Below are 11,776 nucleotides of genomic sequence, written 5' to 3' on the forward strand. Positions count from 1 at the left end.
CAGTCCGCAGGACTGCACGCCTGCGCGCGCCCGATGCGTATTCGCATCGGGCCGGGGATCCGCCGCCGCAGCAGCGCATGGAGCCCTCAGCGCCTGGGTAGGTACTGGAGCGGATCGACCGGCTTGCCGTTATAGCGGATCTCGAAGTGCAGCATGTCGCGGGTAGCGCCGCTGCGGCCCATTTCCGCGATCTGCTGGCCGGCCTTGACCAGCGCGCCCTCGTTGACCAGGCGCGCGCGGTTGTGGCCGTAGGCCGACAGCCACTGGTCGTTGTGCTTGACGATGATCAGCTCGCCGTAGCCCACCAGCCCGGAGCCGGAGTACACCACCACGCCGTCGGCGGCGGCGCGCACCGGCTGGCCGGCATTGCCGGCGATATCCACGCCCTGGCGGGTGGGATCGCCCGCGGCATAGGTGCCGACCACGCTGCCCTGCGCCGGCCACTGCCAGGCCAGGCTGCTGGCGACCGGCGCGGGTGCAGGAGAGGGCGCGGGCGCGGGAGCGGGCACGGATGCAGGCGGCGGACGCGTGCCGGTGGATGGCGCGGGCGCCGGGCCGGAGGCCACGCTTCCATCGCGCGGATACAGGCGCAGGCGCTGCCCGGGATAGATCGTGTAGGGCGGCACAATGTCGTTCCACAGCGCCAGGTCCAGCGGGGTGATGCCGTTCTCGGTGGCGATCCGGTACACCGTCTGCCCGCGCTGCACCACCACGGTCGCGCCGTACTTGGGCTGCGAGGCCTGCACCGCCGGCGCGGGCGCGCCGACCGTCCTGCCGGGGGCGGCATCGCGTGGCGGCTTCACCACCCGGGTATGGCTGCAACCGGTGCCGGCGAGCGCGGCCACCAGCAGCAGCGCGGGGATTCGCAGCGGGATCATGCCCGCCATCATGCCGCATGCCCGCGCAGGAGCAACCACCCGGCCAGCGCCGCCAGCAGCATCAGCGCCGCCCAGCCGATGTGTTCGATCCAACGGTGCAGCGCGCGCTCGGCGCGCTCGCCGCCGAGCCGGATCACCAGCGCCAGCAGGTACACGCGCTTGCCGCGCCCGACCAGCATCGCGGCCAGGAACGGCAGCAGCGGCACGCCGACCACGCCGCTGGCCCAAGTGAAGATCTTCAGCGGGATCGGGGTGAACCCGGCCAGCACCAGCAGCCAGAACGCCTGCCACGGCGAATGCGCGACGATCGCGCGCAGGTCCTCGACCTGGGCATCGATCCGCTCCAGCCAGCCCAGGGCAGCCAGCGCCGGCTTCACCAGTTCGTAGGCGTAATGGCCCAGCAGGTAGCCGACCACCGCGCCCAGCAGCGAGCCCAGCAGGCTGATCCCGGCGAAGCGGAACGCACGCCGCGGCTGCGCCAGGCACATCGGCGCCAGCATCACTTCGGGCATCACCGGGAACACGATGGCTTCGACGAAGCTGAGCCCGCCCAGCAGCGCGGGCGCCTTCGGATGCCGGGACCAGGCCAGCGCGCGCTGGTACAACGGACCGAACAGGCGCATCAGTCGATCATCCCCGACAGCAGCGGAACGAATACCACCGCGCCCAGTTCCTCGCGCGTGATGCCACCATCGGCCTCCTTGCGCAGGCGCAGCAGGGTCTGCGCGCCGGTCGCGCCGACCGGGGCCACCAGCACGCCGCCGGGGGCGAGCTGCTCCAGCAGCGCGTCCACCAGCGCGGGGGCGGCGGCGGTGACGATGATGGCATCGAACGGGGCCTGCTCCGGCCAGCCGATGCGACCGTCGTCGTGCTTGCTGCGCACGTGCAGGCCAAGCGCGCGGAACCGCTTGCGCGCGGTGCGCAGCAGGTCGCCGATGCGCTCCACCGTGAACACGTCCAGCCCCAGCGCGGCCAGCACCGCGGCCTGGTAACCGGAGCCGGTGCCGACTTCCAGCACCCGCTGCGGGCTGCCATCGCGCAGCAGGGCCTCGGTCATCTTCGCCACCACGTACGGCTGCGAGATGGTCTGCCCATGCCCGATCGGCAGCGCGTTGTTCTCGTAGGCACGGCTGGCCAGCGCCTCGTCCACGAACTGGTGGCGCGGCACGGTGCGGATGGCGTTCAGCACGCGCTCGTCGGCGATCCCGCCGGCGCGCAGGTCCTCGATCAGGCGGTCGCGCACGCGCTGCCCGGTCAGGCCCATGCCGACGTCGGCCGGCTGCAGGCGCAGGCGCGCGATCACGGGCGCGCCTCCAGCGCCGCAGCCAATCCGCCCACCCAGCCGGCCACCTGCTCCAGCGCCTGGTAGCGGGTGAGGTCCACGTGGATCGGGGTGATCGCGATATGGCCGCTGCGCACCGCGTGGAAGTCGGTGCCCGGGCCGGCGTCCTGCTCGTCGCCGGCGGCGCCGATCCACCACCACTGGCGGCCGCGCGGGTCCTGCTGCGGCGTGCACGGCTCGGCGCGGTGGCGATGGCCCAGGCGGCTGGTCTCGAAGCCGCGGATCTCGTTCCAGGGCAGATCCGGCACGTTGACGTTGAGGATGGTGCTGGCCGGCAGCGGATCGCGGCGCAGGCGCTCGACGATCTCCACCGCGGCGCGCGCGGCGCTGGCGTAATGGCGGCCGCGATGGTCCTCGGTCACTAGCGACACCGCCACCGACGGCAGGCCGAGGAAGCGCCCTTCCATCGCCGCTGCCACCGTGCCCGAGTAGATCACGTCGTCGCCCAGGTTGGCGGTGTTGTTGATGCCGGACACCACGATGTCAGGCTCCAGCCCGAGCGCCTCCAGCATCCCGGTGACCGCCACGTGCACGCAGTCGGTGGGCGTGCCGTACACCTTCCAGGTGCGGTCGTCCATGCGCAGCACCCGGATCGGCGCGTCCAGCGTCAGCGAATTGCTGGCGCCGCTGCGGTCGCGGTCGGGCGCCACCACCACCACGTCGTGGCCGGCATCGCGCAGGCCCTGGGCCAGGGCGTGGATGCCGGGGGCATCGACGCCATCGTCGTTGCTGACCAGGACCCGCATCACGGCATTGGAACGATGTGCATGCGGGCATGATACCGGATGCCCGGCGCGCTTCGCGGTACCCTGTGGCGCATGCGCAAGGCCCCGCCCGCCGACGATCCGGCTGCCGCCGAGGACGACGCCAGCCTGTTCCGCGCCGCGATCGGCGCCGATGCCGGCCGGGTGCGTCCGCTGCCGCCCGCACCGCCGCCACCCGCGCCGCCGAGGCCGAAGCCCGCGGCCCGGATGGCCCGCCGCGACGAGGATGCCGCGCGGCAGGAGTTCCGCCAGCTGCTGGTGTCGGCGCTGGAAGCCGGCGACGTGCTGGCCTACCGGCGCGAGGACGTGCCGCCGCGGGTGCTGAAGACGCTGGCGCGCGGCGGCTATGCGGCGCAGGAGGAACTGGACCTGCACGGCCTGCCCGCGCGCACTGCGGAGGCCCTGCTGCGCGCCTTCCTGCGCGACTGCCGCATGCACGGCGTGGCCTGCGTGCGGATCGTGCACGGCAAGGGCCGTAATTCGGAGGAACGCCTGCCGGTGCTGAAGAACCTGGTGGACCGCCTGTTGCGCCAGCGCGGCGACGTGCTCGCCTTCCATTCCCCGCCGGCCGCACAGGGCGGCACCGGCGCGGTGCTGGTGCTGCTGGAGAAGCGCTGAAGGCCCACGGTCTGCTCGATGCGCGGCGCCCCGCTTCGGCGCAATGAGGATGACGACGCGCCCGCTAGACCGATGCCTCGGTCGATGCCGATGGCGCGGCCGCGTCCACGACTTCGCCCAGCTCGCGCAGCACGGTCGTCGCATAGCCGCCGGGCGGCAGCGCGAAGCGCAATTCCAGGACATCCTCCGCCGGCCAGTCCCAGGCCAGGTCTTGCGGGCGCAGGCGCAGAGCGCGGCGTTCCTGGGTGAGGCCCGCCTGTTCCAACCCGCGCCGCAGGCGGGCGGCGGTCTCGCCCTCCAGCGCGGCCAGCTCCAGGGTGCGCGCCGCATCGGTGCTGCGCAGTTCGCCCGCGCCCCACAGCGGGCCGCTGGGATGGATGTCGAACGCCTCCAGCCGCGCCTGCAACTCCGGCGTGAACGGTTCCGGCCCGAACACGCTGCGGCGGCCATCCAGCAGCCACACCTCGCCTTCCAGCGGGCGGTCCCAGCAGTCCTGCGCGACCCGCGCCGCCAGCACCCGGTTGAACAGTTCCGAGCGCGCCGCCGACAGCAGCAGCGCGCGCTCCTCGCGCTTGACCCGGCGCCCGGCGAACATCGCCACCGCCTGCTGCACGTTGCCGCCGCCGCGCCCGAAGCGCTGCTCTCCGACGTAGTTGGGCAACCCACGCGCGGCCAGCGCCTGCAGCCGCGCCTCGATCGCCGCGCGCGCGCCCGCGACCTGCCGCAGCACCAGCACGAAGCGGTTGCCGGCCAGCGCGCCGCGCGGCAGCTTGCGCGCATGCCAGACATGCGCCAGCACGCGCAGATCATCGCTCTCGAGCGCGGCCAGGTCGGGCGCCTGCTTCTTCGGCAGCCACACGCTGAAGCGCTGGCGGGTGACGGCGTGGCGGTCCTTCATCCCGGCATAGCCCACCGCAGACTCCGCCACACCCGCCCACTGCGCGATCCGGCGCGCGGCGAACGCGGTGTTCATGCCGCGTTTCTCGACCGTCAGCAGCAGGTGCTCGCCGGCCCCGCTGGGCGCGAACCCGGGCAGCTCCTCCACGAAGAAGTCCGCGGGCGTGCTGCGCATGCGCGCAGCGAGCACCGGCGCGCCGTGCGCGCGCGGCAACGGGTCGCGCGCGGCCTCCGCCGGCTGTCCGGCACCGCTCACGCGCGCACCAGCAGGCACACCGCCTGCGCGGCGATGCCCTCGCCGCGGCCGGTGAAGCCAAGCCGCTCGCTGGTCGTGGCCTTGACGCTGACCGCATCGGTATCGATGCCGAGGTCGGCGGCGATCGCCTCGCGCATCGCCTGCGCATGCGGGCCGACCTTGGGCGCCTCGCAGACCACGGTGATGTCGCAATTGCCCACCCGCCAGCCGCGCGCGCGCAGCAGCGCATCGCAGTGGCGGACGAAGGCGCGGCTGTCGGCGTCCTTCCAGCGCGCGTCCGACGGCGGGAAATGGCGGCCGATGTCGCCCAACGCCAGCGCGCCGAGCATGGCATCGCACAGCGCATGCAGCGCGACATCGCCATCGGAATGCGCCAGCACGCCGCGATCGTGCGGGATGCGCACGCCGCCCAGCATCACGTGGTCGCCCGCGCCGAAGGCATGCACGTCGAAGCCCTGGCCGATGCGGATGTCGGTCATTCGCGGTTCTCCAGCAGGAAGGCCGCCAGCGCGAGATCCGCCGGAGTGGTCACTTTCAGGTTGTCCTCGCGACCTTCCACCAGCCGCGGGCGCAGGCCCAGGCGTTCGACCGCCATCGCCTCGTCGGTGGCCACCACGCCGTCCGCGCGCGCCGCCAGCAGCGCACGCCGGAGCAGGTCGCGGCGGAACGCCTGCGGGGTCAGCGCGCGCCACAAGCGCTCGCGCGGCTCGGTGGCCGCGATCCGGCCATCGCCGTCCGCGCGCTTGAGGGTGTCGCGCACCGGCGCGGCGAGGATGGCACCCTCCGCGCAGGCCTCGGCGGCCGCGATCAGCCTGCCGATGTCATCCGCGTGCAGGTTGGGACGCGCGGCATCGTGCACCAGCAGCAGCGCATCGTCGGCGACGCTCGCAGGCAGTGCCTCAAGCGCGGCCAGCACCGAATCGGCGCGCTCGCCGCCGCCGGTGCAGGTGATCACCGGCTTGCCCTGGCGCGTGGTCCAGCCAGGCCAGTAGGGATCATCCGCCGCCAGCGCGATCACCGCACCCTCCACCTGCGGATGCGCCAGTAGCGCATCCATTGCGTGCGCGAGCAGCGGCTTGCCGGCGACCTCGAGGTACTGCTTGGGACGCGCACCACCGAAGCGCAGGCCGCGTCCGGCGGCCGGGATCAGCGCCCAGCTCATTGCGAAGGCTCCTCTTCATGCGCAGGCGGCTGCGCCGGCGCGGCCGACGCCGGGCGGTCGATCACCCGGTAGAACGTCTCGCCGGGCTTGACCATGCCCAGCTCGACGCGCGCGCGCTCCTCCACCGCCTCGCCGCCGCCCTTGAGGTCGGCCACCTCCGCCGCCAGCGCATCGTTGCGCGCCTGCAGGCGCGCATTCTCGGCCGCCTGCGCGGCGACCTGCGCCTTGAGCGCGGCTACGTCGCGCTGGCCACCACTGCCATACCACAGCTTGTACTGCAGCGCCGCCAGCAACAGCAGCAGACCCAACAGCAGCCAGCGCATGGGTTTCACCGCCGCCCCGGCCGCCTTCAGCGCCGCAGGGACACGAACGCCTCGCGCCCGGCATAGCGCGCCGCGGTGCCCAGCTGCTCCTCGATCCGCAGCAGCTGGTTGTACTTGGCCACGCGGTCGCTGCGGCACAGCGAGCCGGTCTTGATCTGGGTCGCGGTGGTGGCCACCGCGATGTCGGCGATGGTGGTGTCCTCGGTTTCGCCGGAGCGGTGCGAGACGACCGCGGCATACCCGGCCGCCTGCGCCATCGCGATGGCCTCCAGCGTCTCGCTCAGGGTGCCGATCTGGTTGACCTTGATCAGGATCGCGTTGGCGATGCCATCGGCGATGCCCTGGCGGAAGATGCGCGGATTGGTGACGAAATTGTCGTCGCCCACCAGTTGCACCTGGGCGCCAAGGCGCTGGGTGAGCAGCTTCCAGCCGGCCGCGTCCTGCTCGGCCATGCCGTCCTCGATGCTGACGATCGGGTACTGGCGCACCCAGCCTTCGAGGAACTCGACCATCTGCTCGGCCGACAGGCGCTTGCCCTCGCCGGTCAGCTGGTACTTGCCGTTCTCGAAGAACTCGCTGGCGGCGGCGTCCAGGCCCAGCGCGATGTCCTCGCCGGCCTTGTAGCCGGCCTTGCCGATCGCCTCGAGGATGGTCTCCAGCGCTTCCTCGTTGCTGCGCAGGTCGGGCGCGAAGCCGCCCTCGTCGCCGACCGCGGTGGACAGCCCGCGCCCTTTCAGCACGCTCTTGAGCGCGTGGAACACCTCGGCGCCGGCACGCAGTGCCTCGGAGAAGCGGTCGAAGCCGACCGGCAGGATCATGAACTCCTGCAGGTCCACGTTGTTGTCGGCGTGCGCGCCGCCGTTGATGATGTTCATCATCGGCACCGGCAGCATCGGCGTCGCACCGGTCATGCTGGCCAGGGACTGCCACAGCGCCTGCTTGCGCGAGGCCGCCACCGCATGCGCGGCCGCCATCGACACGCCCAGCAGCGCGTTCGCGCCCAGCCGCCCCTTGTTCTCGGTGCCGTCGAGGTCGATCAGGCGCTTGTCCAGCCCGGCCTGGTCGGCAGCATCGAAGCCGGCCAGCGCCGCAGCGATCGCGCCGTTGACGTTGCCCACCGCCTTCAAGACGCCCTTGCCGCCGTAGCGGGTCTTGTCGCCATCGCGCAGTTCCACCGCCTCGCGGGTGCCGGTGGACGCGCCCGAGGGCACCGCGGCGCGGCCGAAGCTGCCATCGGCCAGGGTCACTTCCGCCTCGAGGGTGGGGTTGCCGCGACTGTCGAGGATCTCGCGGGCGTGGATGCGGGTGATCGTGGTCATCGTGTTGGATCGTCCAGGGATGTTCAGAGGGTCTGTTCCAGGAAGCCGCCGCGTTTGGTCGCCGCGTCCAGTTCCAGCAGGGTTTCCAGCAGCGCTTCCATCTTGCCCAGCGGCCAGGCGTTGGGGCCGTCGGACAGTGCCTTGCTGGGGTCGGGATGGGTTTCCATGAACAGGCCGGACACGCCCACGGCGACCGCCGCGCGTGCCAGCACCGGCACGAACTCGCGCTGGCCGCCCGAGCTCGTACCCTGCCCGCCCGGCAGCTGCACCGAATGGGTGGCATCGAACACCACCGGGCAGCCGGTGTCGCGCATCACCGCGAGGCTGCGCATGTCGCTGACCAGGTTGTTGTAGCCAAAGCTGGCGCCGCGCTCGCAGACCATGATCTGGGTGTTGCCGGTGGACCTGGCCTTCTCCACCACCGGCTTCATGTCCCAGGGCGACAGGAACTGGCCCTTCTTGATGTTGACCGGCTTGCCAGCCTCGCAGACCTTGCGGATGAAATCGGTCTGGCGCACCAGGAACGCCGGCGTCTGCAGCACGTCCACCACCGCGGCCACCTCGTCCATCGGGGTGTACTCGTGCACGTCGGTGAGCACCGGCACGCCCAGCTGGCGCTTGACCTCGGCCAGCACGCGCAGGCCCTCCTCCATGCCCGGGCCGCGGAAGCTGTGCAGCGAGGTGCGGTTGGCCTTGTCGAAGCTGGACTTGAAGATGAAGTGGATCCCGAGCTTGCCGGTGATCTCCTTCAGCTGCCCCGCCACGTCGATCTGCAGCTGCTCGCTCTCGACCACGCAGGGGCCGGCGATCAGGAACAGCGGTTGGTCCAGCCCGACCTTGAAGCCACAAAGATCCATGGATGCGCTCACTTCTGCTTGCCCGCCCGGCGTTCGCGGGCGGCGCGGATGAAGCCGATGAACAGCGGATGCCCGCTGCGCGGCGTGGACAGGAACTCGGGATGCGCCTGGCAGGCCAGGAACCACGGATGCACGGCCTGCGGCAGCTCCACCATCTCCACCAGCAGATCATCCATGGACACGGCAGAAATCACCAGGCCGGCGGCCTCCAGCTGGGTGCGGTAGCGGTTGTTGAATTCGTAGCGGTGGCGATGGCGCTCGGCGACCACGTCCTTGCCGTACAGCGCGTGCGCCAGCGTGCCCGGCTTGATGCGCTGCTCCTGCAAGCCCAGGCGCATGGTGCCGCCGAGGTCGGAATCCTCGCTGCGACGCTCGACCTCACCGCTCTGGGTGCGCCATTCGGTGATCAGGCCGATCACCGGATGCGCGGTGTTGCGGTCGTTCTCGGTGCTGTTGGCGCCGGCCAGCCCGGCCTCGTGGCGGGCCATGTCCACTACCGCCGCCTGCATGCCGTAGCAAATGCCGAAATACGGCAGCCCGGTGGCGCGCGCGTACTGCGAGGTCAGCACCTTGCCTTCGAAGCCGCGGTCGCCGAACCCGCCCGGCACCAGCACGCCGTCCACGTCGGCCAGCAGCGCGGCCGCACCCTCGCGCTCGACGTCGCCGGCCTCCAGCCACTTCAGGTTCACCCGCGTGCGCTGGCGCAGGCCGCCGTGCTTCAGCGCCTCGGCCACCGACTTGTAGGCGTCCTTGTGGTCGATGTACTTGCCGACCACCGCGATCGTCACCTCGTCGTCCGGGTGCTCGGCGGCATCCACCACCGCGTCCCATTCCGACAGGTCTGCCGCGCGCGCCTTGTCCTGCAGGCGCAGCTGCTCGACCACGATCTGGTCCAGCGCCTGCGCATGCAGCCAGCGCGGGATCTTGTGGATATTGTCGAGGTCGATCGCCGACACCACCGCCTTCTCCGGCACGTTGGTGAACAGCGCGATCTTGCGGCGCTCCCCCTCTGGCAGCGGCTTCTCGCTGCGGCACATCAACACGTCCGGCTGGATGCCGATGCCGCGCAGCTCCTTCACCGAGTGCTGGGTGGGCTTGGTCTTGAGCTCGCCGGCGGCGGCGATATAGGGCACCAGGGTCAGGTGCATGAACATCGCCTTGTCCGCGCCGCGCTCGATGCGCAGCTGGCGGATGGCCTCGAGGAACGGCAGCGATTCGATGTCGCCCACGGTGCCGCCGATCTCCACGATGCCCACGTCGAAGCCGGCGGTGGCGGCGTCGATGCAATGCTTGATCTGGTCGGTGACGTGCGGGATCACCTGCACCGTGCCGCCCAGGTAATCGCCGCGGCGTTCCTTGCGGATCACCGTGTCATAGATCTTGCCGGTGGTGATGGAATTGCGCCCGGACAGACGGGTATTGACGAAGCGCTCGTAGTGGCCGAGGTCGAGGTCGGTCTCGGCGCCATCGTCGGTGACATAGACCTCGCCGTGCTGGAACGGGCTCATCGTGCCCGGATCGACGTTGAGGTAGGGATCGAGCTTCATCATCGTGACCCGCAGGCCACGGGCTTCGAGGATGGCCGCGAGCGAGGCGGCGGCGATGCCCTTGCCAAGCGAGGACACCACGCCCCCGGTCACGAAGAGGAGGGGCGTATGGGAGGCTGGGGAAGTCATGTCGGCAGCGCGGCGCTGGAAATGCACATTCTAGCGGCAAGCCCCGGGCGCGTGCACGGCGCCCGCCACGCTGCGCAGGCTTAAGCCATTGATCCGGATACACAAAGCGGGCTGCCAGCGGCTCCGCCGACGGGGCAGACGCCGCCCGCCTCAGGCGCGCGGCTGCGCCGCGAGCCAGGCTGCGGCCCCGACCAGGCCGAGGTCGCCGTGCTCCAACGCGTGCACCGGGACCTGGCGCAGGGTGTCGGACAGCACGCCCTTGTCGAGGAAACGCCGCATGAACGCGCCATCGCGCAGGTGTTGCAGCAAATGCCCGGTGAGGCCGCCCGCCAAGCACACCGAGCGCGCGCGGAAGACCAGCGCCAGGTCGCCGGCGAAGCTGCCCAGCCAGCCGCACAGCAGGCTCAATGCCTCGGCGGCGAGCGGGTCCTGTCCGCCGTCCGCTGCCGCCACCACCTCGGCCGGCGCCTGCCAGCGCGTCGGCACACCGCGCAGCGTGCCCAGCGCCTGGTATAGCGTCACCAGCCCGGGCCCGGAGAACACCCGCTCGCTGGCCACATGGCCCAAACGCGCCTGCAACAAGCCTACGACCTCCAGCTCGAGCGGCGTGCCCGCCGCCAGCGCGGCCTGCCCCGCCTCGCTGGGCTGCACGATCAGCCGCCCCGCGTGCTCCACCAGCAGCGCGGCGCCCAGCCCGGTGCCCGGACCCAGCAGCAGGACCGGCAGCGGCAGGCCGCGCGCATCTCCCAGCGGCTGGAACTGCGCCCGCGGAATGCGCGGCAGCGCCCACGCCAGCGCCTCGAAATCGTTGACCAGATGCAGTTGCGCGATGCCGGCATCGCGCCGGGTCGCCGCCAGCGATACCGGCCAGGCCAGATTGCCGTTGAGCAGGGCATCGCCCTGCAATACGCCGGCAATGGCCACCACGCAGACCTTCGGGATGTCACGCTCGCCCGCCGCCTCGGCCTCGTGGCGAAACTGGCGCAGCACCGCCGCCAGGCTGGCGAAGGCCGCGCATGCGTAGCGGCGGTGGAAGCCGACGCGGAACCCATCGTCCGCAAGATCCACCAGGCCCAGCCGCGCATAGGTGCCGCCGACGTCGGCCGCGAGCACGCGCAGGGCGTGCGGCGCTGCGGCTCCGCCTGCGCCCCGTGCCAACGTCTCGCCCGTGCCTGCCGCCATCCCTTGCTCCGAAGAACCGCGCCGAACGGCGATTCGGCCGGATTGTAGGCGATCGCCCCGGGCGGACCGGCCTCAGTGGCCGGGGTAACGTTCGGTGAAGGTGGCGCAGACCACGCCCATCGCCGTGCGCCAACGCGCCAGCAGGGCCGGCGTGGCCTCCGGGTCGGTCTCCGCGATGACCGCAAGCAGGCTGTCGATCCAGTACGGGTACAGCGCCGGATCAACCGGCGCGCGGCCGTGGCGGGCGTGCACGTCGGCCATCTGCTCGGTGGTCCGCCGCGACAGCCCGCTGCCGGCCGCGTGCAGGATCGCCACGCTGATACCGCGCCGCAGCGCCACGCGCTGGGCGCCGAAGTCGGTCCTGGCGAACATCGGCGGGATCGCCGGATGGCTGGCCATGAACACCTCGTAGAAACGTTCGATGAAGCGCTTGTCGCGCAGGCAGCGGCCGTAGCTCTGCTGCAGGTCTTCGTACTGGTCGGCCATCGCCGGCCTCCGTGGT

14 protein-coding genes are annotated in these 11,776 nt (G+C 71.6%); 1 reads left to right on the plus strand and 13 read right to left on the minus strand.

The features are described from left to right. Positions 1 to 86: 86 nt before the first annotated feature. From EDC34_RS02775 to surE, 4 genes are read right to left on the minus strand one after another with little or no spacing between them, the layout of a single operon-like run. On the minus strand, positions 87 to 878 hold the full coding sequence (locus EDC34_RS02775) for a peptidoglycan DD-metalloendopeptidase family protein (protein ID WP_114960180.1): 792 nt from the start codon (positions 876 to 878) through the stop codon (positions 87 to 89). A gap of 8 nt (positions 879 to 886) precedes the next feature. Beyond that, positions 887 to 1,501, minus strand: a complete 615-nt coding sequence (locus EDC34_RS02780) for a YqaA family protein (RefSeq protein WP_114960106.1) — start codon at positions 1,499 to 1,501, stop codon at positions 887 to 889. Then, positions 1,501 to 2,181, minus strand: a complete 681-nt coding sequence (locus EDC34_RS02785) for a protein-L-isoaspartate(D-aspartate) O-methyltransferase (RefSeq protein WP_162797691.1) — start codon at positions 2,179 to 2,181, stop codon at positions 1,501 to 1,503. Before EDC34_RS02785 ends, EDC34_RS02780 begins: the two co-directional genes overlap by 1 nt. Continuing rightward, positions 2,178 to 2,966 (minus strand): 5'/3'-nucleotidase SurE, encoded by a 789-nt coding sequence (gene surE, locus EDC34_RS02790; RefSeq protein WP_114960107.1) that lies wholly within the window; start codon positions 2,964 to 2,966, stop codon positions 2,178 to 2,180. Before surE ends, EDC34_RS02785 begins: the two co-directional genes overlap by 4 nt. Before the next feature lie 72 nt (positions 2,967 to 3,038). On the opposite strand from surE, the gene EDC34_RS02795 reads away from it, so the two are divergent. Further along, the gene (locus EDC34_RS02795) at positions 3,039 to 3,602 is read left to right on the plus strand and encodes a Smr/MutS family protein (RefSeq protein ID WP_114960182.1); all 564 of its coding nucleotides are present in this window, start codon (positions 3,039 to 3,041) and stop codon (positions 3,600 to 3,602) included. A 64-nt stretch (positions 3,603 to 3,666) separates the two neighbouring features. Here the strand turns inward: EDC34_RS02795 and truD are convergent, their stop codons facing one another. The 9 genes from truD to EDC34_RS02840 all read right to left on the minus strand — a co-directional run bounded on the left by truD (position 3,667) and on the right by EDC34_RS02840 (position 11,760). Next, entirely contained in the window at positions 3,667 to 4,755 is a 1,089-nt protein-coding gene (gene truD / locus EDC34_RS02800) for a tRNA pseudouridine(13) synthase TruD (protein ID WP_114960108.1), read from the minus strand. Further along, positions 4,752 to 5,234, minus strand: a complete 483-nt coding sequence (gene ispF, locus EDC34_RS02805; protein WP_114960109.1) for a 2-C-methyl-D-erythritol 2,4-cyclodiphosphate synthase — start codon at positions 5,232 to 5,234, stop codon at positions 4,752 to 4,754. Before ispF ends, truD begins: the two co-directional genes overlap by 4 nt. Beyond that, positions 5,231 to 5,917, minus strand: a complete 687-nt coding sequence (gene ispD, locus EDC34_RS02810; RefSeq protein ID WP_114960110.1) for a 2-C-methyl-D-erythritol 4-phosphate cytidylyltransferase — start codon at positions 5,915 to 5,917, stop codon at positions 5,231 to 5,233. The genes ispF and ispD overlap by 4 nt, the downstream gene beginning before the upstream one ends. Next, positions 5,914 to 6,249 (minus strand): cell division protein FtsB, encoded by a 336-nt coding sequence (ftsB, locus tag EDC34_RS02815; protein WP_162797692.1) that lies wholly within the window; start codon positions 6,247 to 6,249, stop codon positions 5,914 to 5,916. Before ftsB ends, ispD begins: the two co-directional genes overlap by 4 nt. Positions 6,250 to 6,266: 17 nt before the next feature. Next, positions 6,267 to 7,559, minus strand: coding sequence for a phosphopyruvate hydratase (eno, locus tag EDC34_RS02820; RefSeq protein WP_114960112.1), 1,293 nt, complete (start codon positions 7,557 to 7,559; stop codon positions 6,267 to 6,269). Between the two features lie 23 nt (positions 7,560 to 7,582). Further along, a complete protein-coding gene (gene kdsA / locus EDC34_RS02825) occupies positions 7,583 to 8,416 on the minus strand; it encodes a 3-deoxy-8-phosphooctulonate synthase (protein ID WP_114960113.1) in 834 nt (277 codons plus the stop codon). Between the two features lie 8 nt (positions 8,417 to 8,424). Beyond that, positions 8,425 to 10,092: a CTP synthase gene (gene pyrG / locus EDC34_RS02830; protein WP_114960114.1), complete on the minus strand. Its 1,668-nt coding sequence runs from the start codon at positions 10,090 to 10,092 to the stop codon at positions 8,425 to 8,427. 150 nt (positions 10,093 to 10,242) lie between these two features. Then, positions 10,243 to 11,274 (minus strand): glucokinase, encoded by a 1,032-nt coding sequence (locus EDC34_RS02835; protein WP_114960115.1) that lies wholly within the window; start codon positions 11,272 to 11,274, stop codon positions 10,243 to 10,245. Between the two features lie 72 nt (positions 11,275 to 11,346). Beyond that, entirely contained in the window at positions 11,347 to 11,760 is a 414-nt protein-coding gene (locus tag EDC34_RS02840) for a globin domain-containing protein (RefSeq protein ID WP_114960116.1), read from the minus strand. Between the last annotated feature and the right edge of the window lie 16 nt (positions 11,761 to 11,776).

The organism is Thermomonas haemolytica (assembly GCF_004346265.1).
Lineage (GTDB): Bacteria > Pseudomonadota > Gammaproteobacteria > Xanthomonadales > Xanthomonadaceae > Thermomonas > Thermomonas haemolytica.

Coding starts and splice junctions, on each gene's coding strand:
- pyrG (WP_114960114.1), bottom strand. CDS start 10,092: ATGACTTCCCCAGCCTCCCATACGCCCCTCCTCTTCGTGACCGGGGGC.
- EDC34_RS02775 (WP_114960180.1), bottom strand. CDS start 878: ATGATCCCGCTGCGAATCCCCGCGCTGCTGCTGGTGGCCGCGCTCGCC.
- EDC34_RS02780 (WP_114960106.1), bottom strand. CDS start 1,501: ATGCGCCTGTTCGGTCCGTTGTACCAGCGCGCGCTGGCCTGGTCCCGG.
- eno (WP_114960112.1), bottom strand. CDS start 7,559: ATGACCACGATCACCCGCATCCACGCCCGCGAGATCCTCGACAGTCGC.
- ispF (WP_114960109.1), bottom strand. CDS start 5,234: ATGACCGACATCCGCATCGGCCAGGGCTTCGACGTGCATGCCTTCGGC.
- ispD (WP_114960110.1), bottom strand. CDS start 5,917: ATGAGCTGGGCGCTGATCCCGGCCGCCGGACGCGGCCTGCGCTTCGGT.
- EDC34_RS02795 (WP_114960182.1), top strand. CDS start 3,039: ATGCGCAAGGCCCCGCCCGCCGACGATCCGGCTGCCGCCGAGGACGAC.
- EDC34_RS02835 (WP_114960115.1), bottom strand. CDS start 11,274: ATGGCGGCAGGCACGGGCGAGACGTTGGCACGGGGCGCAGGCGGAGCC.
- EDC34_RS02840 (WP_114960116.1), bottom strand. CDS start 11,760: ATGGCCGACCAGTACGAAGACCTGCAGCAGAGCTACGGCCGCTGCCTG.
- kdsA (WP_114960113.1), bottom strand. CDS start 8,416: ATGGATCTTTGTGGCTTCAAGGTCGGGCTGGACCAACCGCTGTTCCTG.
- surE (WP_114960107.1), bottom strand. CDS start 2,966: ATGCGGGTCCTGGTCAGCAACGACGATGGCGTCGATGCCCCCGGCATC.